Genomic DNA, 26496 nt, shown 5'->3' with positions numbered 1-26496 from the left:
GTGCTCGTCAGCGCGCCCACTCCGCCGCGAGCGGGACCCGCGTCCCGACGGGCCGGTTCCTCGTCGGATGACGCCTCTCGCCGACCCGCTCGAACTCGAGCGGATCGGTGACGCGGGTGAACAGCACGGCGCAGAGGAGCATCGCGCCGCCGAGGACGAGCCCGAGGGCGGCGTAGCTCGACGAGCCCAGCATTCCCGCGCCGGCGAGCGCACCGAGCAGGTAACCGAACTGGGTGACGGCCGTCTGGGCCGTCATCATCGTGCCGGGGCGATCGGGCATCTGCGCCAGCCCGAGACCGGCCGAGGTCGACGCGCGCATTCCCGCGCAGAGCGCGATGAGTGTGAGCAGCGCGAGCGTGACCCAGATCGAGGGTGCGACGTTGAACTGCAGGAAGATCAGCGCGCTCATGGCGAGCGCGGCGGAGGCGATCAGGCGCCGGCGCGCGAAGCGCCGGACCAGCGATGCCGAGCGCACCGAGCCGAGGAAGAAGGCCGTCGCCGCGGCGGCGAACGCGACGCCGGCCGCCGACTGCGACACGGAGTGGTGCTGGATGAGGAAGGCCGCGCCGTACGTCAGCTCGCTGGCCCACACGAACCAGGCCGCCAGCTCGGCCACCAGCCACCACCGTGCCTGCCGCTCGACCACCACGCCGAGCAATCCCATACGCCGCCCGCGTGAGGCCTCGACGGGCGGCGACATCACGCCGCGCGAAGCGGCCAGCGCGGCAAGGGCGAGCGTGCACGGAACCGCCTGCGCGGCGCGCCACGAGATGCCCTCCGTCAACTGCCCCGCCAGCGGTGCGGCGATGATCCAGGCCAGGGCGTTGCCCGCGATCAGGTAGCCCATCGCCCGGGCCGTCTGCTCGCGCGGGAACGCGGCCACGCCGGTGAGACCGGCCGAAAGCAGGCACGCGAAGGCGATCCCGCTCACGCCGTGGGCGGCGAGAAAGACGCCGAGCGACGGGGCCGTCGCGATCGTCGCGCTACCCACCACGGCCAGGCAGGCCCCGGCGGCGAGCAGGCGCCGCAGGTCCAGTCGGTCGATGACGCCAGCGATCACCAGAGACGCGGCGACGGCCGAGGCGGCCGCGATCGCGCGGGCGTGGCCGACCGTGCCGACGGATGTGCCGAATGCCTGTCCGATGTCGACGATGGTCGGGGCCAGCACGACGAGCATGCTCTGCGCGGCGATGACGGCCAGCACGAGCGGGGCCAGCCGCGGGTGCCTGCCGGCGATACGGGAAAGAAGCGGTCTCATGCCGCGAGGTTCGGCCGCGGGCGTTGGCCGGGCGTTGGCGCAGCGTTGCGCGCGATGCTCAGCCGAGCTGCCGCCGGTCCGCGGAGACGCGCTCGAACCAGAGGCGGCCGACGTCGTGCCGGCGGTAGAGGTCGGCCGCTTCGTCGAGCCGGTCCGGCGCGGCCAGCGATCGGCCCCATTGATGCAGCAGGTCAGCTTCGTCACCGATCAAGCGGTGGCGCGCGAGCAGCGCGCGGCCCTCGGCGAAGACGCGCGCGGCGTCGGATGACCGTCCCTCGTGCGCGAGCACGATCCCTGCGGCCACCGCGGTCATCCCCGCCCGTGCCCGCCAGTCCTCACCGCCTTCGAGGATTGTGCGGCAGCGGTCGACGTGCTCGCGTGCCTCCTCGACGCGCCCGATATCGCAGAGCGCGCGTGCGAGCTCGGGTCGTACCCATAGCTCGAAGTACGGGGCACCGCCGACGACCACGATGTCCAGCGCTGCGTCGAGGAGATCGACCGCCCGTTGGTGCTGACCGCGCACTGCGCAGACCCGGGCCGCGAGCTGGCGCGAGGCCCACTCGTCCCAGCGGTTCCCGGTCCGCCGGCTCGTCTGCAGCGTGCGGGCGGCGAGCGCACGGACCGCATCGAGTCGCCGTCCCAGAGGTCGAGCAACGACGAACGGCTGGTAGGGAACGAGCGCCTCCTCCTGGCAGGCGGCATAGAGCACGGTTCCGTCGAGATACGCCGAGCGCGCGAACTCCTGCGCCAGACGGGTCTTGCCGATGCCCGGCTCGCCCCCCACGAGGACCAGCCGCCGGGTTCCCGCGCGCGCGTCGTTCCAGGCCGTGCGCAGGACCTCCAGCTCGCGGCCCCGGGCCACGAAGATCGAGCGTTCGGGAGGCGACAGCCGGCGCGGGAGGGCGGCAGCCGGCGGCTGCTCGGCGACGGCGCGCCGTCCGCTCTCGCCGGCGAGCAGGCGCTGATGCAGCGCCTGCATCTCCGCCGCGGGCGCGGCGCCCAGCTCGTCGCGCAGCCGGACGCGCAGGTCGTCGTAGACGCGCATGGCCTCGGCAACATTGCCGTCTGCGGCGAGGGCCTCCATCAGGAAGCGATGACCCGTCTCGCGGAACGGCGAACGGGCGACCAGCTCGCGCGCCGCCCGCTGCGCAGGGCCGAGCTCTGCGCTGCCGAGGCCCAGTGAGGCGCGGGCGATCCACTCGAGCGCCTCGAGCTCCAGTTCCTCGGTCTCGAGCCGCCGCGTATGCACCCACTCGTCGTCCATGCCCGGCAGGAAGCAGGGCTGGAGCAGGCTCAGCGCGGCCTGCGCATGCGCGCGTGTCGTGGCCCGGTCCTGCGACTTCGCCGCCGTCCGTGCCGATGTGAGGACGGCCGTCGCCTCGGCAACGTCCATCAGACCGGCTCGGGGAGCCTGACCCGGATGCGCTTGCGACCCTCGAGCGCCGCACGGCCGAGCGCCCCGCGCAGGCGCGACAGGATCGGCCTCAGCGCCGCGTACGGATCACGCGGCGCGCGGTACGGCCAGAGCACCTCGATCAGCTGCGACCGATCGGCCTCGCGCTCCGGGCTCGCGAGCAGGTAGCCGAGCAGAGATGCCCCCTGGCCGCTTGGTAGGGCCGGCTCCTGACCGTCGATCTCGACCTTCAGGCGCCCGCACAGACGCACCCGGGTCCGGGGCGCCGGCTCGGCCCACAGGAGCTCCCACGCGTGGAGGGAGGGCATGGCCGGCGCCGACCGCGAGCGATCCGGCATCGCGGAACGAGCGCCCGTCGAGCTCCGCCCATCGCACCGGGTCGGAGACGAGCACCTGACCGGGCTCGGCCGCCATGCGCAGCCGGCGTGCGACGGCCCCGGCATCCGGTTCGCTCGCGGCGGCGACGCCGACCTGTGCGCCCGGCTGCAGTGTCGCCGCGTGCGCCACGGCGGCGCCGACGCTCGCGAACGTCAGCGGATCGCCATCCGCCACGAGGATCGCGAGCGGCGCGCGCCCCTCCATGATCCCGCCAGCGTACGGCGGCCGCTAGGCCATGGCAAAGGCCGGCGGCGCCCAGTTGTCGCGCCCGAGCGGCACGCCCCACCCGGCCACGACCGCCGCCTCCTGGCGACCGGCCGCGCAGAGCTCGCCGGCCGGTCCGAAGACGGCCGCTCCCGCGATCCATCGGCGTCCGTCGCGGCCGATGGGCCAGCCGATGACGACATGCGGCTCGCCTGCCGAGACCGGGCGCTCGAGGCGTGTCTCGAGCACGGCGGTCACCACGCGATCGGCGGGTCGCTGGCGGCGCATGCACCATCATCGCCCAGAGTTGCGTGCAGTCGAGCGCCGCGCTGACGAGCTCCCGCGGCAGCTCACCCCGGTCATCGGCCGGTTGCACCGGCGGGACCCAGTACGCGGCCACGACACGGCGACCGCTCACCGGTCCGGGGAAGACGCCCAGCCCATGGGGATGCTCCGGGCCACAGCACATGCATCGCGCGAACGGGTGATGTGCCGCTCTGGGTGCTCGCCGGGATGCCGCCCGCGCGTGCCCCGGCGCGACGGCCACGGGCACATCGAGCAGGACATCCACGTCGACGGCATTAGCGAGCAGGCCGGCGTCGTCGTGCAGCTCGACATGGTCCGGGCCCGCGTGCTCGAGACGCAGCGAACGAGACGTCGGGACCGGCCGGCGCAGCCGGACACGCGAGCTGTCCGTGCCGAGCGCGCTGGTCAGCAACCCGGCCAGGTAGCCGCCGTGGACGACGTCCGGCATCCCGGCGTACATGTTGTCGACGACGAGCTGCTTCATGACCCGGCCCTCTTGCGTCCCACCGTGAGGAGGTACTCCGACGGTGCCCGGAAGCCCTCCTGCGCGACGTTCGCGTCCTCACACAGGGCGATCAGGTCCGCCCGCAGCCCGTCCCAGCGCCCCTCCGGGGTGAGCCGCGCCCGCGCCTTCAGGATGGGCCCGTAGTGGTCGGGCCATGTACTCGACGAAGCCGGCCGGGGACTCCCCCCAGAAGATGGCCAAATGGGTCTCGAAGGCGAGTTCGACGCCGGCGTCCTCGAAGAGCTCGCGAACATGGTCCGCGTCGCCATAGAGCGGCGGCGACATCGCGCCGGCGGGCGGCTTCGGGAGGTACGGGGACATCGTCTTGAAGACCCGGCCGATGAAGCCGCCCGGGGTCCAGCAGGCGAGCACCATCGTCCCGCCCGGTCGCACGACGCGCACGAGCTCGCGCGCGGTCACATGATGCCGGGGCGCGAACTGCACGCCGAGCACGGAGAGCACGGTGTCGAAGCGTTCGTCCGCGAACGGCAGCGCCTCAGCGTCGCCCTCCACCCAACCGACCTTCACGCCGGTCTCGTCGGCCCGGTCGCGGGCCACGTTCAGCAGCTCGGGCACGAGGTCGAGCCCGGTGACACGGGCGCCCGCCAGAGCGGCCGGGATCGCCGCGTTCCCGGACCCGGTGGCGACATCGAGCACCTCGGTCCCGGTCTCAATGGCCGCCCTTGCGACGACCGTCTGAGCGACGTCGCTGACGAACCTCTCCGCCACCCCGGCGTAGTCACCCGACGCCCAGGTCCCCCGGTGAGCGGCCTTCAATTCCTGGATCTCGAGGGTCGCGGTCATGTTCCTTCCTTTCGGCTCGTGGTTGATCGCGCGGCGGTCTCGACGCTCCCGTTCGGTTCGGGGTTGAAGGCGAGCCTGCCCCTGACGACTGACGCTGTGAAGCGATGGTCGCGGCCTCGAGTTGTTGCACCGTTGGCGAGACGTTGCAGCGGCTGCGAGGGTTCAGCGTCGGCTACGGCGTGAAGGTCGCCTTCCACCCGGCCAGGGGCGCCACCCCACGCTCCGGGTGCTCCTGCCTCGGCAGCAGTTCGTCGGCGGCCGCGAACGTCACAACGTCGGCCAGGGTCGAGTTGGCGCTGCCGGGTTTCGTGCGCGGAACATTGGCGCCGACACCGGCCCGACCGCTCGCGCACAGCGATAGCGGCGGGTGATGACGCATCGCGCGCCGGTTCCAGACCGGGGAGGCGCCGGATGCGTGAGCGCGCGGCGGCGAGGCCGCCGCGCTTGCGCTCAGCGCGGCTGCATCTGCTCCATGAGGATCTTTCCCTCGCGGATGATCGGCTCGCCGTCGAGGTACAGGTCGCATCGACGCATCGGCAGGTCGATGTGCGCGGCGGTCATGTTGTTGCCGCCCAACTCGATGTTCGGGCCGGTGGAGAACATCACGTTGCCGTAGTAGGAGCGAGAATCCATGCCGATGCTGCCGTACGGCGCGGTGGCCAGCGCCGCCCAACTCGCCTTCTCGTTGAGCCCCCAGCCGATGTGCGACACGCCATAGGCGTCGGGGTCGTTGAACCCGGCGAGGTACTCCGACAGGACGTCGGCCTCCACGCCGCCGCGGAGGTCCACGATCCGGCCCTTCTCGATCGTGAACTCGATCGGCTCGCGCACGAACTGCATCCACGGCAGCACGAGCGCGTCGCCCGGCGCGACCACCACCTTGCCATCCACGCCGTCGTCGTCGCCGCCCGTGAGCAGGAAGCCCGCCGGCCACAGGTCCCAGCGCCCGGGCGTGTCGTTGAACCCGTACTCCGTCACGACGCCGTACTGGTTGAGCTTGTACGTCACGTCGGTGCCCGCCGCGTTCGTGATGTGCATCTCGCTCGCGCCGTTGATCAGCTCCTCGGCAACCTCGACGCGCTCACGCAACGAGCGGTCCGGAAACAGGCGCTCGAGGTTCTCCTGCGGATCGAACGCGGTCAGCACCCGCGTTGCCGCCGCGAGGATCTCGTGCAGCTGCGGGGCGTACAGCAAGAACACGAGGTCGACGACCAGGTCCGCCGCCTTCATCGCCTCGACCGCCGACGGCTGCTCAAAGAGCTCGGGCACCGCGATGGTGCGCAGACCGACCCAGTCAGGCCCGGCAGAGCCGATGCGCACGTGCTCCACCGTCGCGCCGATACCGCGCGCCGCCGCCAGCGACGCGTCGACGTGACGCGGGAACGACTCGCCGCGCGACAGCACCACGACCGACTCGTCGGGCGTGACCCCGCTCAGCTCGAGCTGGCGGCGGAACAGCTCCGCAAAAGCGGACAGGGTTTCCATCTCGAGGCCCTCCCTCTCGGACACAGGCCGCGAGTATCGTAATGGCAGCGCGGCTCCGCGCGCGACGGGCACCGCGGATGAGCCGCTCTCAGCGCCATCGGCACCGGCGCTCGGGCACGCGCTGCGACCTCGTCGTGACCCAGCGCATGCGGGACCGCGCTCCACGACGCCGGCGCCGCCAGGCGCCAGATGGACCACATCGTCAGCGACGGCATCCAGGTCCTCGTCCCGCCCGACGCCGGCCTGCGCAACGACACCCGGCCGGGCCGGGATGGCGGCCCTTACGCGTTCATGCGCCGCGTCCTGGCCACGCGCCGCACGGCCGCGAGTTCTACCGGCAGCGACAGATCACCGTCGAGCCGGTGTTCGCCCAGATCAAGTTCAACCGCGCGATCAGACGCTTCCAACGCCGCGGCAGAGCCGCCTGCCGCAGCGAATGGCGACTGATCGCCGCCACTGACGACCTGCTCAAGCTCCACAGCCACCGACCCGCCGCCGCAACACCCTTATGGCGGCAAGGACGGCTCCCGCCGCCCCGTTCGTCGTTGGCACTCGACAACTCGCACAGCGCAGCCAGCGACTCCGTCACGGAATTACCCGACAGCCTCCGTCCACAGCGATAACGAATGTCACGAGGCGTCGGCAACGTGCTCTGCCTCGGTGCAGCAGCGCGGTGGGGAGTATCGCTTTGTGTCCTCGTGCTGTATGTACCGTGTCGGCATGGATCGGTTCAATGGGTTGGACGTCCCGGAGTCGCTGGACGACGCCCTGCACCCGCAGACCCTCGCGTTGCTTGTCTACGACATGCAGGTTGGCGTCCTCGGACAGATCTCGAATGCCGACGTCGTGCTCGCCAATGTCGTGAGTCTGCTGGGCGCGGCGCGGGAGCGACGGGTGCGGACCATCTTTCTGCGCCACTTCTTCATGCCGACACGCCTGGCGGGGACGTACGCCCTGCGCCAGGCGAAGATCTGGCAACACCATTCCCGCGCGGCGGACACCCGTCCCCTCATCCCGTACGGGTCGCCGGGCTTCCAACTCGCGCCGGAGCTCGTGCCGCAGGACAACGAGGCCGTCATCGACAAGGTGACGATGTCGGCATTCGAGGGCACACCGCTCGACATCGTGCTGCGCGATTGCGGGGTGCGGGCATACCTGATCGCCGGGGTAGCGCTCGAAGTCGGCATCGACCCGACGGTTCGCCATTCGGCCGACCTCGGGTACGTACCGGTCGTCGTGCGCGACGCGTGCGGAGCGGGCAACGCCGAAGCCGCACAACGGTCGCTTCGCTCCCTTGAGTTTGCCGGGGATGCCATGATCGCGGACACGGCAGAGGTCTGCACGATCCTGGCTCGCCTGCCTGTGGCCGACTTGCCTTGACTGCCGCATCGAGCGCCGCTCGCTCGTCGCGCGAAGATGGCATCAACTCCGGGCCCCCTTCGGCGCGGCGCGAGATGGTTTCGCGAGGGGCAATGGCCGGAGCTCGAGGAAGGCCCTGATGGTGATCGTAGCCGGGTTCGATGTGCATCGCAGCCAGATCACGTTCGACGCGTTTGACACGACATACGGCGAGGTGACGCGCGGCAGGATGGACGCCACACCCGCGGCGATGACGCGCTGGGTGGCCTGGTTCGCCGGCCGGGACATCGATGTCGCGGCCGAGGCGAGTACCGGTTGGCGGTTCGTCCGTAACGCGCTGGCCGCCGCCGCGCGACGGCGCAGGGCCGGGCCAGTCGAAGGCGTCCGACGACCGCTCCCGCGCGTCACTGATTAGCGCCGAAGACGCTGGTCCGGTCGCGCGCGGGTCCTCCGTGCCAGTCGAGGCACAACGCGGTCGCGTCGTCGTTGAGTGCGCCGCCGGTCGCTTCGAGGATGGCTTGCGTGAGGTGCTGGACGGCTTCTCGCGGATGCATCTGCGCACCAGTCGCGACCATGGTCTCGATGTCCACAGTGGTGGTGTTGCGCTCCAGCATGCCGTCGGTGAAGAACATGAGACGGTCGCCCGGCTCCAGTGGCAGCGGCTGAACGCGGTACGCGTGGTCGCGCACGGTTCCGAAAGGCGGGTCGACTTCGAGCTCGACGCGCTCCACACGTCCGTCGCGTAGCCGCAGCGGCAGCGGATGACCGGCGTTGACGATGGTCGCCGTCCCGGCGTCCAGGTCGATGCGTGCGACTAGGCCGGTCACGAACCCATCCCCGCGGGCGTTGTCGGCGAGTCCGAGGTTGGCCAGGCGTGCCTGTTCGACCAGTCCGACCCCCGCCCGGCGGGCGTTGCGCAGGCTCGCGAGCAAGACGGTCGCGAGCAGCGCGGCATTGACCTCGTGCCCCATGGCGTCGGTCATCGAGACGTGCAGGGCGCCGCGCTCCAGCGCGAAGTCGAAGGTATCGCCGCCGACGTTGCCGGCGGGTTCCAGCCAGCCCGCGAGCGTAAACTGGCCGGCCTCGCACGTGTACGCGCTCGGCAACAGACGATGCTGGATTTCCGCGGCGAGCGAGAGCGGGACCGAGCGCTGCCCCCACTCGAAGAGGTCCGTGAACCGGCGGTTGGCGATGACCACATACGCCAAGACGTGCGCGGCCGCCGCGACCTCCGCCAGCACGTCTTCGTCCGGCGCCTGGGCGAGCAGAAGTTCGAGCACGCCGATGGCTTCTCCCCGGTTGGTGACCGGCGCGAACACTCGGGTCCCGTCCACACCATGTTCGAGCTCGACGGCCTGGGAGGCCAATGCGCGTCCCGGCGAGCTTCCCGTCAAAGGCACGCGTTCGGCGGTCTCGTCACCTTGCGTGCGGGTAGCTGCGCTGCTGCCAGAATGGCCGAGGCGAATCAGCGCGTGGCCGCTGAAGTCGGCGATGAGGAAGGAGACCTCGCCGGCTCCCAGTGCGCTCGCGAGGCGCTCGCCGACGACGTCGCTCGCCGAAAAGGGTGGCGCATCCTCAACGGCCGCGAGCAGCGTCCTCAGGCCCAGCGGCAGCGATGAGCGGTTCTGCATGCGCGCAGACTACGGGCCGCCGCAACCTCGGAGGGTGCTCTCCGCCGCGCGCTGACCGGGCTATGACCTTGACCCACACCGATATCAAGATCGGACAGCTCGTCGCGGTCTGAGCGACCAGCATCACCGACGAGATGAGCGCACTCGTTGACACCGACGTCCCGGGGACTTGACTTTGGTCCCTGTCGCTTTCCTCAGCGGTGTCGGAGCGGCCGGAGGCGGCTAGCGCGCGTAATTCCGCGCCTCTCGCGCGGAGCGAGTCAGGCATATGACGCGGACAAGACCGACCAACCAACTTCGGCCAGATTTCCCGTGTTCCGACGCGTGGTTGCCCAGTGACACGACTTCGCCTACCCCACCGCGTCGGCTTGCCTAGCACGCAGTCGCAGCGCGCGCATTGCTCGACGGCACGCCGATCGGTCGCGCGTCGTAAGGCGGCGTCGGGGTAGGACGTATCGGTGTCACCCTCAGGGCCCCCGCCACCACCTACGCCTGCGCGCCGCTTCCTTGGCCGACGGCCGGACGCCGCAGTGATCGAGTCCGTGTACCGCGTACAAGTTGCGCCCGTTTACGGCTTCTTCAGCTACTCGGTCGAGCGTGACGTCGCCGAGGCTCTCACGTCGACCACGTTCGAGCGCGTCGTGCGGTCCTGGGGGCGGTCGGATCGCGCACGCTCGAGCGAGCGGACCTGGATCTTCTCGATCGCTTGCAACGTCCTGATCGACCACCTGCGCCGCAGCAGCCATCGGACCGGACGGTCCGCAAAGGAGCATCCGGAGATGTTGGCGGCGCTGGTCTCATCGGATGACCCGGTGACGCAAGCGATGAGCACCGAGGCCCTGAAGGCGTGGTTTCAAGGACTGAGGCCGCCGGAGCGCCAAGTCCTCGCGTTGCGCTACGGCGCCGACCTGTCTGTCGCCGAGATCGCTGAGATCATGGACGTCAGCAAGGCGAATATCCACCAGATCTCCTCGGGGGCCCTGCGTCGTCTGCCCAGTAGCGTCGCGGCCGATCAGCGCGGCGAAGGGGCGATCGCCGAGCCGACTGCGGCGCCTGCGGCCGGCCCTGGCCGGCCGGATCGGTTCCCGCGGCTCAACGACAGCGCACGCCAGGTTGCGTAGCCGTCTGCCGCTCTGTGCTGATGTGCAGGCGACCGTCAGGGCCGACGCTCAGCCTCGGATCGCGCGTCACGCGGGTCTCGTTGACGGTGACGCAGCGGCGACCAGCTTCGGCACCGCTGGTCCCGCCGGAGCCAAGGGGCCTGACACCGGCCAGGTTCAGAACCACAAGCGCAGCGGCGATCACCCCGCCGCATCCGGCCAAGGCCAACACGCGTGGCGCCCCGATCTTCAGCGACCGCCGCGGGACGCGCCTCTCGGGGGCGCGGCCCAGTCGGAGGAGCGACGACTCAAGCTCGTCAACGAACTCCGGCCGCGGCGTCGGCTGCGCCCGCCTCAACAGTTCCTCAAGGTCAGAACGCGACGCGTCCATGCAGATCGCTACGGGCTCCTCATGGCAGTTCTGACAGCCGAGGTCCACGACCAGCATGCTCGTAGCTGCGTCGCGCGTGCCGGCCGCTGATGGCCCCGGCGCCCCGGCCCACCGACCGTGGTGCTGTCGGGCTGGAGCGGCGGAGGTCCAGACTCCGCATGGGATGCTGTTGCGGCGACCGAGGCGCCCAAGGCCATGGTGATGGACGCGGCGACTGCTCGCGTCAGCGCCGTCTCAGCGCGCATGCCGTCATTCTCGCGTCCCACTCGGCCGCCTACCACAGCCTCAGCTCCCGCTGATCGCGCATAGCGATAGCGCCGCGAGGGCGCAGACGTCTGGTCCTGGCATGCCAAAGCAGCAACTGGACTGGCCGAACGGCGGCTGCCGCTGTCATCCGTCGCCGCGTCATCTCGTTCGCTCGCCGGCGGACAGGGCACCGAATCCAGTTTCTGCTCAGCGTTTCGTGTGCAGCTTCTTCAACTGGTGGGCCAGGACGCGCGGCAGCAACCGCGGGCCGGGCACGACGACCAGACCCAACTGCTGAAGCAGCGACAGGGCGTCCATCTGAAACCAGTGCTCCGCGACTCGCCCGTCAACGAAACGGTTCAACTCGAGGCCGGAAAACGTAACCTTCCGGTGCGTCGGCGGGAGCCCTTGGAACTCGCCCGTGTGAGTGCCCTCGAAGCGGATCCGTTGTGCGACGAGGTCGCCTTCACCCACCGCGTCCTCCACTCTCAGCTGAAGGTCAGGGAAAGCCTCGAGGAAGCCGGCGAGAAACCGCATCCATGCCTCGGAGTCCAGCGCGACAGGCTCCAGACTGACGGGCGCATGGGCGACGTAATCCGGCGCACGGACGTCGGCCTCACCCGCGTCGTCGCGCTCATTGAAGACGTCGACCCACCGGCGCGAGACGGCCTTGTTGCGTTCTACCGAGGTGGCGTCGCCTGGCTGGATCGCCCTGTCGGGCGTTCCATCAGGCACGGGTTCGTTGGTCACGCTGGTTGCCCCCTTCGGGAGTGATCTGATGCTCGTTGACGGCGTCCTCGCCTTCGTCTTCTCCGGCCCCCCACCGGTTGCACGTGGCCAGCCTCGCGCGCCACGGCGAGGCGCCTCTTCCGCGCGAAACGGCAGCAGGCTCGAGGACACGATGCTCTCACGAGTTACCAGCCACCGCCAAGCGCGGCTTCGCGTGCCTGGTCTGGACAACGCGCAGGAGTCTGGGCGAGCGCGGGCTCGCTACCGACATGCTCGACCGGAAGCCCGATCAGTTCGCCGCCGAGCGTTGCTAGCAGGAAGCGGCCTAGCGAGCGATGGCAGTAGGCCGCCCAGCACGACGGGCGGCATGCCGCTCACGTCACCGAGACGAACTTGTCGCGTGGGGCGGAAGCGTGCACCAGCGGAGCCAGCGGGCGCAGGGCGTGCCGCCAGGAGCCGACGACGTCGCGGTCGATGACGTCGAGGAAGACATGTGACTCCGGGGTGTCGCCCAGGAACAGCCGCTCGAAGGGCTCGCGTGGCAGCACCAGCAAGAGCGCACGCTCGCGGCTGATCGCGGTGACGGGTGCCGGCCGTCCGTCGATCAGGCTCTCGTAGGCGAACGCCTGGCCGGGTCCGGCCAGGCCGACCCGGATCCGCCGCCTCCCGCGGACCAGGACCTTCTCCACCGCGCCGTTGATCGTGAGATAGCAGGCGTTCGGCTGGGCGCCCTCGGCCACCAGCGTCCGCCCGCGCCGACAGCGAGCGTAGCGCCCGGCGGTTAGGAAGCCCCACAGCGCCAGCGAGTCAAACGCGCGGAACGTGGCCATCCGGCGCACGTAGCCGCTGTTGGGCGGCCCGCAGGGCTCGAGCTCCGCCGCCAGCGGCAGTGCCTCCGCGGCGGGTTGCTCGTCGGGTGCGTCGGCGATCGGCGCGGCGAGGCGCTCGAGCTGCGTGCGCAGCCGTGCGGTGGCAAGGCTCGCGATGCGCCGCTTGAGCGCGAACGCAGACGGATGGCGGCGCGCGACGAGCGCGGCGAAATCGGGGCGGCCGAGCAGCAGCAGCGTCGTGGTGTCCGCGGCCTGCGCCGTCGCCGTGTGCGGTCCTCCGTCAAAAAGCGGGATCTCGCCGACGGTTTGCCCCGGGCCGAATTCGGCGACGCTCATGGCGCGCGCGCCCACAACGTGTCGCGTGACGGCGACCCGCCCGTCGACGATCAACGCCATGCTCGCAGCGTGGCTGCCCTCCCGCCAGATGATCTCGCCGGCTCGGACAGTGCGCCTGCGCAGGACGTGCGCCAGGTCCGCGAGGTCATCCTCGGCGATGCCCTCGAAGAGCGGGACGCCGGCGAGGAAGGCGACGCGCTCGCGCTCAGACATCCAGGTCGCGCATCTGCAGGGCGAGGGCGTCCGACGCGCGGTCTGCCATGATCATTGAGTACTCGGGGACCTCGAGCCAGGTGGAGGTGTCCTCGGTGAGCGGCTCCGAGGCGATGAGCAGCGAGCGCACCCCGCGGTCGCCGGCCATGCGGGTATCGCCGTCGTGACGACCGTAGCTGTCGCCGGCCGTGTACCACAGGCTGACGTACGGCAGATCGGTCTCGAGCATCGTGTCGTCGGCCGGGTACCAGCCGTAGTCGAACGAGAAGCGCGTGGCGACGAGGGCCTGCCCGGTCGTGATGAAGAGGTTGACCGGCGAGGACGTGTCGATGTCCAGGCGCGCCCGCACCTCGCGCAGGACGCCGAGCGCCCTCTCTGCGGCCTCGGCGAGTTCGCCGGCCTCGGGCACGCCGTACGGGTCGTCGAGGTGTGAGAGCACAAGCGCGTAAATCCACTCCGAGTCTGTGGTCCCTTCGATGCGCTCTGCGAGCTCCGGCCGGATGTGGCGGACGAGGTCGTAGCGCATCCGTGAGAAGTCCCGCAGGTGCCCGTTGTGCGCGAGCGCGACGGTTGCGCCGGGGAAGCGGAAAGGATGCAGATTTGAGCCGCCGACGAGCTCCTGCTCGCCGTAGGTTACGCCGCGGACGTGGGCGATCGCGCAGGTCGGCTCAAGCTTGCCCGCGAGCCCGCGTAGGTTCCGGTCGAAGGCTGGCAGCGTCGTCGTCCGGTATATGAACGGCTCGTCCTCGCGGACGGACTGCGGCTGCCAGGCCGCCATGCCGAAGCCGGCGAGGTTCAGGAAGGTGTTCATCATCCGCGGGCTGTACGACTGGCGGACGAGGCAACCGTCGGTCTCGAAGAGGATGTGCCGCAGCGACACCGGCTCACCCAGATATGCGAGCATACGGCACATCCAGGCGATCGTACCGCGGGACCTGGCGAGCACCAACGATGGGAGGATCCCATGAAGGAGTTCAGATGCGGCGAGATCGTCCCGGGATGCGACACCAAGATCGAGGGACGGACTGAGGACGAAATCCTCGAGGATGTGGCCGTCCACGCACGCGAGGCGCACGGGATGGACGAGGTTCCTCCCGAGGTCGAGGAACGCATCCGCGACGCCATCGTCGAGGTCTAGCGCACTGCCGAGCGGTCGGGTGCGCTGACCGTTCCTTCTCCCGTCACGGGATCCGCTAGGACCCCGGTGTCGAGGAATGTGAGGACCGCATCCGTGTACGCGGCGAGCTCCAGGTCCTGGCGTCTGACCCAAGCGTCGTCGTAGTACGTCGCGCGGTAGCGCTCGCCGCCATCGCAGATGAGGGTCACGATGCTCCCGCGCTCCCCGCGCGACAGCATCTCGGCGACCAGCATCAGGGAGCCCCAGACGTTGGTCCCGGTCGACCCGCCGACGCTGCGGCCCGTGAGCTGCCGCACGACGCGCATCGTCGCGATCGACGCGGCATCCGGGACCTGGAACATCCGGTCGATCACGTCGGGCACGAACGACGGCTCGACACGTTGACGGCCGATGCCCTCGATGCGGGACGGCCGGCCCGTGAATGCCGCGGGGTCGCTCGCCCAGCTCGCATAGAAGACGGAGTGCTCGGGGTCAACCACGCACAGGCGGGTCGTGCTGCGCCGGTGCCGCACGTGGCGTCCGATCGTCGCGCTCGTGCCGCCCGTCCCCGCGCCGACCACGATCCAGGTCGGGACGCGGTGGCGCTCCAGCGCCATCTGCTCGAAGATCGATTCGGCGATGTTGTTGTTGCCGAGCCAGTCCGTCGCCCGCTCAGCGTACGTGAATTGGTCCAGGTAGTGCCCGTCACGGTCCGCGGCGAGCTGCCGCGCTCGGTCGTACACGGTCGTCGGATCCGCAACGAGGTGGCAGGACCCGCCTTGCGCCTCGATGAGCGCGATCTTCTCCTGGCTCGTGGCGGCCGGCATCACGGCGACGAACGGCAGGTCGAGGAAGCGCGCGAAGTACGCCTCGGAGACGGCGGTCGAGCCGCTGGACGCCTCGACGACGGTGGTGCCCTCGCGAATCCAGCCGCTGCAAAGCCCGTACAGGAACAGCGAGCGCGCGAGCCGGTGCTTCAGCGATCCCGTCGGGTGGACGGACTCGTCCTTGAGATAAAGATCCACGCCCCACTGCGGGGGAAGCGGAAAGACGTGGAGATGGGTGTCCGCCGAGCGGTTGGCATCCGCCTCGATCCGGCGAATCGCCTCGATAGTCCACGCCCGCGCGTCCTGCCGATCGTGTCTGCGTGTGAAGGCCACCGCCGTGATCATGACCAATGGACCCGCCTCCCGCGAGCCGATCTCGTTCGCTCAGCAGAGCTCGTCCGCGCAACCGCTGAGGCTTGGAGCCCATGGCGGCGATGCTGGGCCGCCATGCCGGCCGTGACGCTCTGGCGGGCGATGTGCCGCGCGCGGCGGCCGCCGTGGACAGCGTCGACCACGCGGTCGATGCGGTCGACCGTGATCGCGCCGTCGGGCGGTCTGCGAGGACACGGTCACGCCGGCGGTGCCCATGGCGATGCCGAGGTCCGGCGTGCGCCGGGGCGTCGTTGACGCCGTCGCCACCGCCACCGCCGGTGCGAGCGAGGGGGACGTTGCGCGGCACTGCCGGACATCGCGCGAAGGAGGAGCTTGAGCGCCTACAGCGCAAGCATCGCCGGCGCCACTTCGCCCGCGGGCGGCGTCGGGGATCACCGTCGCGGGCTGTTCGAGCACGAGCAGCTACGCGTCGGGGATCTCGCGGGCGAGCGCTTCGGCGTTGCCGACGGGAAAGAACGGGTCGCGGCGACCGTGCACCACCAATGGAGAACGTCGTCTATGCGCTGGATCGTCATGAGTGCCTCCTGATGCTGTGAGCCGCGCCTGTCGCCGCCCTTCACCGGGTGAGCGGAGCCGGTCGGCGCTTTTCGACATGGCCCGCTACCGCGAGAGGGAAACCGGTTCGTCGACGCGCGCCAGCTTGTCAGGGTTGCGGATCGCGTAGATGCGGGTGATCCGGCCGGCCTCGACCGTCAGGCCCACAGCGGTGTCGAACTCGCCCCCGGGGTCGATCCGCAGCGCGGGGGCACCGTTGAGCCAAGTGCTTCCGACCCGCGCGCCGCGTGCGGCAAGGTTGAACTGGGAGAGCAGTCGAGCCACCGTCTTCGCGCCGGTCACCGGCCGGATGGCCGCGGCAACCACGCCCCCGCCGTCGGCCACCAGCGTCACGTCGGGGGCAAGAACGTCGAGCAGGCCCTGGAGATCGCCGGTTGTGAGTGCGGCTTGAAACCGCTCCACCGCCGCCTGCTGCTCGGCGCGGGTCACCTCGAGCCGCGGGCGCCTGGCGGTCACGTGATCGCGCGCCCGTCGGGCGATCTGGCGTACCGCGTCCGGCCGCTTGCCGACCGCTTGGGCGATCTCGTCGTATGGCGTGTCGAAGACCTCGCGCAGCACGAACACCGCCCGCTCGGTCGGGGCGAGCGTCTCGAGCACGGTGAGCATGGCGATCGAGACGCTCTCGGCGAGTTCGACGTCCTCGGCGACGTCCGGGCCGGTCCGCAGTGGCTCGGGCAGCCACTGCCCGAAGTACTCCTCCCGCCGGCGCGAGACCGTCCGCAGGCGGTTGAGTGCCTGCCGGGTCACGATCTGCACCAGGTAGGCACGGGGGTCGCGCACCTCGGCGCGGTCGACGTCGGCCCACCGCAGCCAGGTCTCCTGGACGACGTCCTCGGCGTCGGCCGCCGAGCCGAGCATCTCGTAGGCGACCGTGAAGAGCAGGCTGCGGTGGGTGACGAACGGATCGCCCGTCATGCGGCCGACGCTACCCGGGGCGGGACCACCGGCTCGGCGAGGGGCTTCAGACCACAGGCCTTGGCGAAGCCGTCTGACTCGATGCCGAACGCGACGTTGGACCGGGTGTAGACGTTGGCCAGCGCGATGAACGAGGTCAGCTCGACCATCGCCGGCGCCCCGAGTCGCTCGAGCAGCCGGGCGGACATCTCGTCGGTGACGGTCGGCGGCGTCTGGCTCATTGCCTCCGCGTAGGCCATCACGTCGCGCTCCAGGGCCGTGAAGACGTCCGACTCGCGCCAGCGCGGCACCTCGCGCGCCTTCTCGACGTCGAGGTTCTGGTTGTGAGCCTCGAAGTAGCCGAAGTCGAGGCACCAGCTGCAGCCGATGAGCGACGCGACGGCCATGTGGGCGAACGACTTCAGGCTGCGATCGCACACATCCCACTGCTGCGACTTGCGGCCGAGCGCCATGTAGTGGTTGAGCACCTTGGGGTTGTGCCAGTAGACGCCGAGGGGCTCCGGCACCTGGCCGAGCATCTTCTTGGCGAACCTCTTCACCAGCGCACCGCGGACGCCGGTGATCTCTGTTGTCGGGATCCTGGTGGCCATGGGTCCTCCTCGTCTCGATCTGCGGATCTCTGTGCACCGAGACACCGGCCGACCCGATCTTGTGACATCGGCGCTCGCTACCGCTCGAGGCAAGTCCGGCAGCGGCGACAGACCGAGCCACCGGCTCGCGATCGCTCTATCTGCTGCTGTTCGGTTGTGCGTGGTTGCGTGTTTCGTCGACCACCCGGCGGATCGCATCGACCACGAGCTTGGGTTGGTCGAGTTGGATGTAGTGGCCGCTATTCGCGGCGATGACGTGGCGGGCGCCCGGTACGAGCTTGGCGAGCTCGTCCTGCGCCGCCTCATACACCTGCTTCACCGCCTGGACCGCCTCGCGCTGCCAGTCGGGGGGCAGGTCCAGGCTCGCCAGCGAGAGGAAGACCAGCTTCATCGGACGCAGCGGCGTGTCGGCCTGTGCCTGGCGCGTCTGGGCGCCGCTGGCATCGATGTCAAGCCGCTCGAGGTCCGGGTAGCTCTCGAGTCCTGGCGGAGGGGGCGCGGCGGCCACGGCGGCGTATTGCTCCGGCGTCAGCAGCCCGTTCGCCGCCAGCATCGCGAGGACCGCGCCATAGCGATCCGGCGTCGCGTCGACGAGGACGAGTCCAGCGATGTTTCGGGGATACACGGTGGCGTGGAGGCGCTGTGTCAGCCCGCCGATGGAGTGGCCGACGAGTACGTAGGGACCGCGGATGCCGGCCGCTCGCCGAGCCTTTCGCAGCAGCGCGTGCAGATCGCGCGCGATGTCGAGCGCGGTCCGCGGCATCGCGACGGGGTCGCTGCGGCTCGGCTTGAACCGATCGGTGCGCGGATCGAGCCGGCCCGTCCCCGGGCGGTCGTAGGCGCATACACGGGTGAACCGTGCGACGGAAGGAAACACGGCCCGCTGCGGGTCGGCACCGGGATCGTTTGCGGAGAGGAAGGCGCCGCCCCAGACATCGGCGGCGTTGCCCAGCCCCGATTCGAGTACGACCGTCGGGCGTCCGCTGCCGCGGCACTCGAGGTAGACCCTGCGCCCGCCGCGAATCTTGATCAAGCCAGCGAAGTTCCCGCGAGCCGCGCGGTTGGGCGTCGAAGGCGAGCTTGTCCCGATTCGCGTCGCGCCATCGGCAGCGACCGGCGCAACGAGCACCATCGTCACCGCGAGGCCGGCCAGAACCGAAAACACGGCCCCCAGCGACCCGCCCCGAAGCATCGGTCTGCTCATCGCATCCGCCCGGCGCGAGCCTAGTTGAATTCGGCGCCCCCGTGGAGCCGCCGCCCGTCGCTCGCGCGCGGTTGCTGGCATAGACCGGCGGTGCCCAGGGACGTGGAGTTCCCCCGCTTTGACGGACACCTGATGGCTTGCGGACTGCAGGCCGCGAAAGGTTGTGTCTGTCGATGCCGAGAACCCGTCCCGCCTACCCGCCCGAGTTCCGCCGAGAAGCGGTCGAGCTGCTGCGCGCCGGCCGCACCCCCAGAGAGCTGTCGGAGAGCCTCGGGGTGTCGGAGCAGACGCTCAGGAATTGGCGCCGCCAGGAGCAGATCGATCGCCGTGAGCGCGATGACGGCCTAACGACCGATGAACGCGCCGAACTGGTCAAGCTCCGTCGCGAGAACCAGCGGCTGCGCCAAGAGCGTGATCTGCTCAAGCGAGCCGCGGCCTTCTTCGCGACGGAGAGCGGGACCCGGTGACGGCCTATCGGATTGTGGCGGAGAAGGCCCGAACCCCGGTCTCCATCGCCTGCCGGCTGCTCGGCGTGTCGCGGTCGGGCTACTACGCCTGGGCTGGCGGCGCGCCGTCTGATCGTGAGCTCTCGGATGCATGGTTGACCGAGCGCATCCGCGGGATCTGAAAGCAGAACCGCAAGGTCTACCGATCGCCGCGCATCCACGCCGAGCTACGCATGCATTCGGCATCAAGGTCGCGCGCAAGCGCGTCGAGCGGCTCATGCGCGAGGCCGGCATCTCCGGGCTGGTCGAGCGCAAGCGTGGTCGCACCACCGTCCGGGTGCCGGGCGTGCGGGTCGCCGACGACCTCGTCGAGCGCAACTTCCGACCCGACGCGCCGGACGTGCTCTGGGTCGCCGATCCGACGTATCTGAAGACGTGGGAGGGCTGGCTCTATCTCGCCGCCGTCCAAGACGCCTACAGCCGCCGCATCGTCGGCTGGTCGATGGCCGACCACATGCGCACCGAGCTCGTCGTTGACGCGCTTCAGATGGCGCTGGCCCGTCGGCGGCCCGAGCCCGGCCTGATTCATCACAGCGACCAAGGGGTCGCAGTTCGTGTCGCTGGGCTTCGGCCAGATCTGCGCCAAAGCCGGCATCGCCCGCTCGATGGGCTCACGCGGCGACTGCTGGGACAACGCCGTGGCCGAGACCTTCTTCGCCACCCTGAAGAAGGAACTCGTCCACCGTCGCTCGTGGCCTGCGCGCCGCGAGCTGATCAGCGAGATCTTCGAGTACATCGAGGCCTTCTACAACACCACCAGACGCCACTCGACCCTCGGCTACCTCTCCCCAGCGCAGTTCGAGACGATGACCATGACCAACAAAATCAACGACTAACGACGAAAGCCCCCGACTGTCCGAAGAAGCGGGGGAACTCCAGTCCGGTCCTTGGACAACAGATCGCTCGGCCAAGGCGATCGCACCACACTGGCCGGCAACCTGCGCCGCCCGCCCGGCGTCACCCAGCGACGCGAGCGCCGGCGCCGCACAGGGTGTGCGCCGGCTCGTCTCGGGCCGCCGTCGCGCCCATCCCGGTCTACACATCAAGATCGAAGACCAGATCGCCGAGGAAGACCGTGTCGCGACGCGTTGGCACGCGACCACCACAGCCGCCGCCGCGCGGGACGCCGGTGACCGCACGCCCTGCTTTGCCGGCAGCTCGATCACGCGGCTCCTGGCCGGACAGCTGGTCGACTCACACACCGAGTACTCGGACCTCACCGCCCTATCAGAACGCTCCGCCGTACCCGAGCCGGTCCTCAGCCCCCCACCTTCGATGAGGTCCGATAGTGGCTAGTCGGGGCGACCGCCAGCCGTGATCCCCGACGCGACGCGTGACCTGAGCCTGCCCGCCCCGGACACCATGGGTCGCGAGGATCGGCCGATCGTCCTTGACGAAGAGGACATCACCGACCTCATGGCGGGCCGCGAGGTTGTTGTGGGTGCGCGCGATGGAGAGTTCATCACCATCGCGCACACGCCAGCAAGTCGCGGGATCAGACCACTAGCCCGGACGCGCAGAATGCACCGCGCCGCGCATGGCGCTCAGGGCCAGAACCCATCATGCTTCTCCGTGCCGGCCGCCGCGTCGCGAGTCGAGAAGATCAGCAGCTGCGCCTCGGCGTCGGTGTCGTTGTGGACGGAGTAGAACTCCTCGCCGGTCATGCGCACCGCGGTCTGCGGGCCGGCCTCGAACACGTCATCGCCGACCTTGAACGTGACCGTGCCCGAGATCACGAAGAAGACCTCCTCCTGGCCCGGGTGGCGGTGGCCGTAGCTGCCGCGCCCGCCGGTCCCCGGGAGCATGCGCCGCCAGCTGAAGGACACCTGCTCGGTCCCGAGCGCGTCGCTGTACCACCGCTGCTCGCCGTAGCCCGGGTACTGGGCCATGAAGTCCAGCGCGTCCTCGCGTGCCGCGATCGAGTAGCCGCCGGCCGGCCTGGAGCTCATCTGCCACCCCCCACGTCAGGCGCCACGTCGACCCGGTTGTCGTTGAACGTCGGCGCCGCGCCCAGCTCGGTCAGCGCCTGCGACGTCGTCGCCTGCGCGCTCAGCCCGTCCGCGTAGTCGCAGTTCCACCAGCCCATCGGCGCGACGACGACGCCGGCCGCAGCGTCATCGGACACCCGTGCCACGCAGCGAAATGAGCCGCGATCGTTGAACACGCGCACCCAACCGCCATCCTCGATCTCGCGCCGCCTCGCATCGGCAGGGTTGATCACCACCATCGGCAGCGACTGCGCCGACCGCTGGCGCTCCTGGTTGGCGAACGTCGAGTTCAGGAACAGGTGCGTCTTGGGCGTGATCAGCGCCAGCGGGTAGCGCTGCGCGAGCGCGGCGTCGGCGACCTCGACCGGCGCGACGTAGCTCGCGTGCAGCTTCGCCCGGCCGCTCGCGGTCCCGAACCGGCCGTCGGCGTGCGGCACGGCGCCCTGCCCGAGATCGACCTTCGCCCAGCCGCGCTCGCGCAGCCCCGGCAAGGACGGGCCGGTCGCCAGGAGCGCGTCGAGCAGCTGCTCGTCGGACTCGCGCAGGCACGGGTCGTCGAAGCCCAGGCGCGCCGCCAGCAGGCGGAAGATCTCGGTGTTCGGCATCGCCTCGCCCAGCGGCGCGATCGCCGGCTCGTTGAACGTCACGTAGTGATGACCCCACGAGAAGAGCACGTCGCGGTGCTCGAGCGCGGTCGTCGCGGGCAGCACGACATCGGCGTGACGCGCCGTATCGGTCACGAACTGCTCGAGGACCAGCACGAACAGATCGTCGCGGGCCAGCCCCGCCAGCACCCCGCCCTGGTCGGGCGCGATGACCGCCGGGTTCGAGTTCCAGACGACCAGCGCCTTGACCGGCGGGTCAAGCGCCCGGTCGGTCAGCGCCCGGCCCAGCTGCGCCATGTTGACGTCGCGCACCGGCCCGGGCCGCAAGTCCGCACGAACGAGCGCGCCGCTGCGCAACGCCCCCGTCGTGGCCAGCGGGATGTACGAGCAGCCGCCACCGCGATCGCGCCAAGCCCCCGTGAGCGTCGCCAACGACGCGATCGTCGCGTAGGCCTGCACAGCACCCATGTGCCGCTGCGCACCGACCCCGAGCCGCAGCAGCGCCGGGCGCGTCGTGGCGAACGCCCGGCCGACGGCGGCGACCGCCTCCGCGTCCACCCCGCAGATCCCGGCCCAGCGATCAACCGGATAGCGGTCGAGCCCGGCCAGCAGCTCGTCATAGCCATCGGCATGCGTGCGACAGAACTCCTCGTCCTGCAGGCCGGCATCGACGATCGCGCGCATCATGCCGATCGCCAGCGCCGCGTCGGTCCCCGGCCGCGGACGCAGATGCTCGTCGGCGACCCGGGCGGTACGGCTGCGAAACGGGTCGACCACGACCAGGCGCGCCCCGGCCGCCCGCGCGTCGAGCAGCCGCCGCCAAAGATGCGGCGCGGTCGACATCGGGTTCCAGCCCCACACCAACAGAAAGCGGGCATTCGGCCACTCCTCCGGATCGACCTCCGGCGAGACGCCGTGCGCCATCGCCGTCCCCGTGTAACCCGCAGTGGCGCAGACCGTGCGCACGAGGTTGCTCGCCCCCAGCGCGTTCATCAGCCGCGCGCTCATGAGATCGCCCTGGATCAGGCCCTGCGTGCCCATGTACGAGTACGGCACGATCGACTCGCCCCCGTGCTCGTCGCGCGCCCGCCGCAGCGCCGTCGCCGCGCAATCCAGCGCCTCGTCCCACGACGCGCGACGCAAGCCGCCGTCCTCGCGCACAAGCGGATGCAGGATCCGCTCCAGCGAGTACACCCGCTCCAGGTAGTTCGACACCTTGCCGCACAGAAAGCCACGCGTGACCGGATGCTCGGGATCGCCGACGACGCGCGTCGCGCGCCCGTCCTCGACGGTCACGCGCATCGCGCACGTGTCGGGACAGTCATGCGGACAGGCGGCACGCACGATCCGGGCGGCCATGATGGCGATCGTACGCCTTCGAGCCGCGGGGGTCGGCGTTCGGCTCCAGGCCTCGTGGTCACCGCCTGTCGCGCGAGGAAGTGACGCCGGTCAGCCCGCGGCGATCTCGTGGTTGGCGCGGATCACGCCGCCCGGTTGTTCGTCCTCGAACGGCGGCGAAGCGGATGACGTACTGGTTGGCGGGAAGCATGGCGATCTCTCGATGGTGCGGGCGGCGGTGCTGGCGTCTGCGGGGTCAGACGCCGCGGCGCGGGTCCGAGGCATCGAACGCCGGAAGTACCTGGCGCGTCAGGTGGGCGACGGCCCGGTCTGCCGCGAGGGCGAAGTCCGCCGCGGTCCACTCGTAGCCCTGCGCGTCGCGTAGGACGTCGCCGCTGGGCGACGCGATCGGCGCGGTCATCTGCTGATGGCTGGTGGGTCGGCGGGCATACATGGCGTGGAGCTCCTGGGTTGCGTGTGCTCGGTTGGCTGCGATGCTCCGTGCCGCGCCTTCCCGAGACCTTCCCTCGCCGGCCGAGCCAGGCCGGCGGCGCTCCCCTCGCCGATCGCCACCGAAAAGACCGGCCGTGATGGGTCCGAGTCGGGAGGCGCCCGGGGCTCTTCATGCCGGCGCGCCCGCGCGTCGGCGAGCATCATCGCCAGGAGTACCTCAAGGGCCACGCGGAGGACCAGTTCCGTGTCATGAGCCTGAACGCCGTCATCGCCGTGCCCTATGGGCGCTTTCGTGGTGCGTTACGGACGCCGCGAGTGGTCGCGACTCGAGCCCCGGGTCCGCGACGCCAAGGTCTACGTCCGCGGGATCGGCGAGGTGTTCGAGGGCTCGGTCCGAGGTCCGCGCGAGAGCGCCGAGCTCGTCAACGTCCGACGCCCGTGACGCTCCTCGGCCCACTCGTCCGGGGGTGCGACGCGGGGCAATGCGACGACGAGCGCGCTGCCGTGCGGCCGGCGGTCCTCGATCCAGATGCGCCCGGCGTGGGCCACGGCGATCTCGCGGCAGATCGCCAGGCCGAGGCCGGCGCCGGCCTGCCGTGGCCGTGCGGCCTCGGCGCGCGCGAAGCGCTCGAACACGCGCTCGCGCAGATCTTCGGGCACCCCGGGCCCCTCGTCCGCGACGGTCACGCCCGCCTCCGCTGACGTCGCCCACACCTCGACGCGCACCGCGCTGCCCGGCGGCGAGTAGCGGATGGCGTTGTCGACGAGATTGCCGACGACCTGGCGCAGCCGGGCGGCGTCGCCGAGCGCCCCGGCCCGATCGCCGGTGACCACCAGGGCAACGCCGGCTTCCCGCGCGGCCGCCGCGTGATCGCGGGCGCCGGCGTGCGCGATCGCCAGCAGATCGACCGGCTCGTGCAGCACCTCGAGACGCCCGGCGTCCACGCGCGCGAGCAACAGAAGGTCGTCGACCGTCCGGCTCATGCGCACCACCTCGTCGCGCGTGCTCTCCAGGACCCGTCGCGCGGCGTCGTCGAGCTCGTCGTGGCGCAGGCTGACGTCCAGCTCGGCGCGCATCGCGGCCAGCGGCGCCCGCAACTCGTGCGACGCGTCGGCGACGAGCCGCTCGCGGGCCAGCACCCCTTCCTGCACGCGGTCGAGCATCGCGTTGAGCGTGCGCGCCAGGTGGCCGAGCTCGTCGCGTGCGCGCGGGACCGTCACGCGGTCCGAGAGGTCGTCGGCGTCGATGCGCTCGGCGTGCGTGGTGATGCGCTCGACCGGCGCCAGAGCCTTGCGCGCCAGCCACCACCCGCCGACGGCGACCAACGCCAGGGCGCCGGCGCCGCCGACCACCAGCAGCTTCAGGACGCGATGGACCGACTGGTCGATGGTCTGCAGCGACGCGGAGACCACCACGACGCCTCGCCGCCCGCGGCGCGTGACCGGCACGGCGACCAGACGCAGCGACCCCGCCGCAGGGTGCGCGCGCGTCTGCGCCACGCTCGTGCCCCGCAGCGCCGCACGGACCGCGACGGCGTCGACCAGGGCGACCCGCGCCATCGGGTCGCCGTCTGACAGCCGCACGGTGCCGCCCGGGCTCAGCACCTGGGTGCTCGAGCCGCGGGTGCCGGGCGCCGGCAGCACCGTGCGTGCCACGTCATGGAAGTCCTTGGCGCCCTCGGACCGGTACCCGGATGCGATCTGGGTCGCCGCCAGGTTCAGCGAGCGATCGAGCTCGGCCGTCAGGCTCTCGCGCAGCCGCACGACGACGAACGTCCCGAGGGCGACCAGCACGAGCGTGAGGACGAGCAGATACCACGCGGTCAGCCGGACGCGGATCGGCACGCTCATGGTGCCTGCAGCACGTATCCCGCGCCGCGGATCGTGCGCAGCAGCCGCGGCTGCGGCGGCTCGCCGAGCTTGCGCCGCAGGTAGCCGACGTAGACGTCGATGACGTTGGTGGACCCCTCGTAGTGCTGGTCCCAGACGTGCTCGAGCAGCTCCGACCGGCTGACGACGTCGCCCGCATGGCGGATCAGGTACTCCAGGAGCGCGAACTCGCGCGCCGTGAGCTCGACCGGCCGGCCGCGCATCGTCACCCAGCGCGCGGCCGGATCGAGCTCGAGGTCCCCCTCGACGAGGACCGCCGGCCGCTCCGGCGCCCCGCGCCGCAGCAGCGCCCGGATCCGTGCGACGAGCTCACCGAAGTCGAAGGGCTTGACGAGGTAGTCGTCGGCGCCGGCGTCGAGCCCGCGAATGCGGTCGCGGATGCCGTCGCGCGCCGTGAGCATGAGGACCGGCGACCACCGGCCGCCCTCGCGCAGCGCGCGGCAGACCTCGACGCCGTCGGGTCCCGGGAGCATGACGTCGAGGACCACGGCGTCGTAGTCGTAGACGTTGGCCGCGAAGAGCGCCTCGTCGCCGGTCGCGGCCACGTCGACCGCGTAGCCGTCGGCGCGCAGGCCGCGTGCGAGGGCAGCGGCGAGCTTCGGATCGTCCTCGGCGACGAGGAGCCGCATGACAGCGTCAGGCTACGCACCGGAGGGCGGCCGGCCTCCACGTGGCGCAGCGGCCGGCCGATGCCCTCAGTCGTCCTGATCGACCGCCAGCACCCGCCCGGTCGCGGCGTCGACCTTCACGTCGCTGGAGCCGACGTCGACGTTCCAGACCAGCCGGCCCTGCCGGTGCTCGAGGTCCACCTCGTTCAGTGGACCCTGCGCCTTGGTCCGCGCCGCGGCGATCGCCTCCCGCTCGGTGACCTTGTCTCCACACCCGCGCCGGACGCCGAACGCCGGCCGGTCCTACGGGATGGGTAG

The 26496-nt window shown here is 70.8% G+C and carries 26 protein-coding genes and 3 pseudogenes; 7 read left to right on the top strand and 22 right to left on the bottom strand.

The window, feature by feature from the left end:
• Window positions 1–7: 7 nt before the first annotated feature.
• The 7 genes from DSM104329_RS12460 to DSM104329_RS12430 form a co-directional block, all read right to left on the bottom strand.
• Window positions 8–1258, bottom strand: a complete 1251-nt coding sequence (locus DSM104329_RS12460; RefSeq protein ID WP_259315765.1) for an MFS transporter — start codon at window positions 1256–1258, stop codon at window positions 8–10.
• Window positions 1259–1316: 58 nt separating this feature from the next.
• A complete protein-coding gene (locus tag DSM104329_RS12455) occupies window positions 1317–2651 on the bottom strand; it encodes a BTAD domain-containing putative transcriptional regulator (RefSeq protein ID WP_259315764.1) in 1335 nt (444 codons plus the stop codon).
• On the bottom strand, window positions 2651–2980 hold the full coding sequence (locus DSM104329_RS12450; protein ID WP_259315763.1) for an AfsR/SARP family transcriptional regulator: 330 nt from the start codon (window positions 2978–2980) through the stop codon (window positions 2651–2653). Before DSM104329_RS12450 ends, DSM104329_RS12455 begins: the two co-directional genes overlap by 1 nt.
• Before the next feature lie 298 nt (window positions 2981–3278).
• On the bottom strand, window positions 3279–3542 hold the full coding sequence (locus tag DSM104329_RS12445) for a hypothetical protein (protein WP_259315762.1): 264 nt from the start codon (window positions 3540–3542) through the stop codon (window positions 3279–3281).
• Window positions 3543–4122: 580 nt separating this feature from the next.
• Window positions 4123–4869 (bottom strand): class I SAM-dependent methyltransferase, encoded by a 747-nt coding sequence (locus DSM104329_RS12440; RefSeq protein ID WP_259315761.1) that lies wholly within the window; start codon window positions 4867–4869, stop codon window positions 4123–4125.
• Window positions 4870–5041: 172 nt separating this feature from the next.
• Window positions 5042–5248 (bottom strand): hypothetical protein, encoded by a 207-nt coding sequence (locus DSM104329_RS12435; protein WP_259315760.1) that lies wholly within the window; start codon window positions 5246–5248, stop codon window positions 5042–5044.
• Window positions 5249–5319: 71 nt separating this feature from the next.
• Window positions 5320–6426 carry a 2,5-dihydroxypyridine 5,6-dioxygenase gene (locus tag DSM104329_RS12430; protein WP_259315759.1) on the bottom strand — a complete coding sequence of 369 codons (1107 nt, stop codon included), beginning with the start codon at window positions 6424–6426 and terminating at the stop codon, window positions 5320–5322.
• Here DSM104329_RS12430 and DSM104329_RS29095 point away from each other — a divergent pair.
• The 3 genes from DSM104329_RS29095 (at window position 6396) to DSM104329_RS12415 (ending at window position 8128) form a co-directional block, all read left to right on the top strand.
• Window positions 6396–6977 (top strand): transposase, encoded by a 582-nt coding sequence (locus DSM104329_RS29095; RefSeq protein WP_407655882.1) that lies wholly within the window; start codon window positions 6396–6398, stop codon window positions 6975–6977. The genes DSM104329_RS12430 and DSM104329_RS29095 overlap by 31 nt on opposite strands.
• A gap of 97 nt (window positions 6978–7074) precedes the next feature.
• The gene (locus DSM104329_RS12420; protein WP_259315757.1) at window positions 7075–7734 is read left to right on the top strand and encodes a cysteine hydrolase family protein; all 660 of its coding nucleotides are present in this window, start codon (window positions 7075–7077) and stop codon (window positions 7732–7734) included.
• A 118-nt stretch (window positions 7735–7852) separates the two neighbouring features.
• Window positions 7853–8128, top strand: a complete 276-nt coding sequence (locus tag DSM104329_RS12415; RefSeq protein WP_259315756.1) for a hypothetical protein — start codon at window positions 7853–7855, stop codon at window positions 8126–8128.
• Here the strand turns inward: DSM104329_RS12415 and DSM104329_RS12410 are convergent.
• A complete protein-coding gene (locus DSM104329_RS12410; protein WP_259315755.1) occupies window positions 8118–9344 on the bottom strand; it encodes a PP2C family protein-serine/threonine phosphatase in 1227 nt (408 codons plus the stop codon). The two genes, DSM104329_RS12415 and DSM104329_RS12410, sit on opposite strands and share 11 nt — an antisense overlap.
• A 530-nt stretch (window positions 9345–9874) precedes the next feature.
• Between DSM104329_RS12410 and DSM104329_RS12405 the strand changes: the two genes are divergently transcribed.
• Window positions 9875–10465 (top strand): RNA polymerase sigma factor, encoded by a 591-nt coding sequence (locus DSM104329_RS12405; protein ID WP_259315754.1) that lies wholly within the window; start codon window positions 9875–9877, stop codon window positions 10463–10465.
• An 823-nt stretch (window positions 10466–11288) separates the two neighbouring features.
• On the opposite strand, the gene DSM104329_RS12400 is transcribed toward DSM104329_RS12405, so the two are convergent.
• The 3 genes from DSM104329_RS12400 to DSM104329_RS12390 form a co-directional block, all read right to left on the bottom strand.
• On the bottom strand, window positions 11289–11831 hold the full coding sequence (locus DSM104329_RS12400) for an ester cyclase (RefSeq protein ID WP_259315753.1): 543 nt from the start codon (window positions 11829–11831) through the stop codon (window positions 11289–11291).
• A gap of 353 nt (window positions 11832–12184) precedes the next feature.
• A complete protein-coding gene (locus DSM104329_RS12395; protein WP_259315752.1) occupies window positions 12185–13189 on the bottom strand; it encodes a cyclic nucleotide-binding domain-containing protein in 1005 nt (334 codons plus the stop codon).
• Entirely contained in the window at window positions 13182–14249 is a 1068-nt protein-coding gene (locus DSM104329_RS12390; RefSeq protein WP_259315751.1) for a class II glutamine amidotransferase, read from the bottom strand. Before DSM104329_RS12390 ends, DSM104329_RS12395 begins: the two co-directional genes overlap by 8 nt.
• Between DSM104329_RS12390 and DSM104329_RS12385 the strand changes: the two genes are divergently transcribed.
• Entirely contained in the window at window positions 14178–14327 is a 150-nt protein-coding gene (locus tag DSM104329_RS12385; protein ID WP_259316209.1) for a DUF1059 domain-containing protein, read from the top strand. The two genes, DSM104329_RS12390 and DSM104329_RS12385, sit on opposite strands and share 72 nt — an antisense overlap.
• On the opposite strand, the gene DSM104329_RS12380 is transcribed toward DSM104329_RS12385, so the two are convergent.
• The 5 genes and pseudogenes from DSM104329_RS12380 to DSM104329_RS12360 form a co-directional block, all read right to left on the bottom strand.
• Window positions 14324–15478, bottom strand: coding sequence for a PLP-dependent cysteine synthase family protein (locus DSM104329_RS12380; protein WP_407655881.1), 1155 nt, complete (start codon window positions 15476–15478; stop codon window positions 14324–14326). The genes DSM104329_RS12385 and DSM104329_RS12380 overlap by 4 nt on opposite strands.
• A 368-nt stretch (window positions 15479–15846) precedes the next feature.
• Window positions 15847–16012, bottom strand: a pseudogene (locus DSM104329_RS29090) (alpha/beta fold hydrolase); the annotation flags it as partial.
• Window positions 16013–16126: 114 nt separating this feature from the next.
• Complete coding sequence (locus DSM104329_RS12370; protein ID WP_259315749.1) at window positions 16127–16996, bottom strand: RNA polymerase sigma-70 factor; 870 nt, start codon at window positions 16994–16996, stop codon at window positions 16127–16129.
• Window positions 16993–17586 (bottom strand): carboxymuconolactone decarboxylase family protein, encoded by a 594-nt coding sequence (locus tag DSM104329_RS12365; protein ID WP_259315748.1) that lies wholly within the window; start codon window positions 17584–17586, stop codon window positions 16993–16995. The genes DSM104329_RS12370 and DSM104329_RS12365 overlap by 4 nt, the downstream gene beginning before the upstream one ends.
• A gap of 136 nt (window positions 17587–17722) precedes the next feature.
• On the bottom strand, window positions 17723–18778 hold the full coding sequence (locus tag DSM104329_RS12360; RefSeq protein WP_259315747.1) for an alpha/beta fold hydrolase: 1056 nt from the start codon (window positions 18776–18778) through the stop codon (window positions 17723–17725).
• A gap of 185 nt (window positions 18779–18963) precedes the next feature.
• Here DSM104329_RS12360 and DSM104329_RS12355 point away from each other — a divergent pair.
• Window positions 18964–20132, top strand: a pseudogene (locus tag DSM104329_RS12355) (IS3 family transposase).
• Window positions 20133–20148: 16 nt separating this feature from the next.
• Window positions 20149–20592, top strand: a complete 444-nt coding sequence (locus DSM104329_RS29085; RefSeq protein WP_407655909.1) for an ester cyclase — start codon at window positions 20149–20151, stop codon at window positions 20590–20592.
• A 248-nt stretch (window positions 20593–20840) separates the two neighbouring features.
• On the opposite strand, the gene DSM104329_RS12350 is transcribed toward DSM104329_RS29085, so the two are convergent.
• The 6 genes and pseudogenes from DSM104329_RS12350 to DSM104329_RS12325 form a co-directional block, all read right to left on the bottom strand.
• Window positions 20841–21245: a cupin domain-containing protein gene (locus DSM104329_RS12350; RefSeq protein WP_259315746.1), complete on the bottom strand. Its 405-nt coding sequence runs from the start codon at window positions 21243–21245 to the stop codon at window positions 20841–20843.
• The gene (locus tag DSM104329_RS12345; RefSeq protein ID WP_259315745.1) at window positions 21242–23248 is read right to left on the bottom strand and encodes a molybdopterin-containing oxidoreductase family protein; all 2007 of its coding nucleotides are present in this window, start codon (window positions 23246–23248) and stop codon (window positions 21242–21244) included. Before DSM104329_RS12345 ends, DSM104329_RS12350 begins: the two co-directional genes overlap by 4 nt.
• A gap of 235 nt (window positions 23249–23483) precedes the next feature.
• Window positions 23484–23648 (bottom strand): hypothetical protein, encoded by a 165-nt coding sequence (locus tag DSM104329_RS12340; RefSeq protein ID WP_259315744.1) that lies wholly within the window; start codon window positions 23646–23648, stop codon window positions 23484–23486.
• 386 nt (window positions 23649–24034) lie between these two features.
• Entirely contained in the window at window positions 24035–25531 is a 1497-nt protein-coding gene (locus tag DSM104329_RS12335) for a sensor histidine kinase (RefSeq protein ID WP_259315743.1), read from the bottom strand.
• A complete protein-coding gene (locus tag DSM104329_RS12330; protein ID WP_259315742.1) occupies window positions 25528–26199 on the bottom strand; it encodes a response regulator transcription factor in 672 nt (223 codons plus the stop codon). The genes DSM104329_RS12335 and DSM104329_RS12330 overlap by 4 nt, the downstream gene beginning before the upstream one ends.
• A 66-nt stretch (window positions 26200–26265) precedes the next feature.
• Window positions 26266–26430 (bottom strand): annotated as a pseudogene (locus DSM104329_RS12325) (PepSY domain-containing protein); the annotation flags it as partial.
• Window positions 26431–26496 lie beyond the last annotated feature (66 nt).

Source organism: Capillimicrobium parvum (assembly GCF_021172045.1).
GTDB lineage: Bacteria > Actinomycetota > Thermoleophilia > Solirubrobacterales > Solirubrobacteraceae > Capillimicrobium > Capillimicrobium parvum.
Note: the sequence above shows the minus strand (reverse complement) of the source record. Positions and strands in the feature narration are given on the sequence as shown.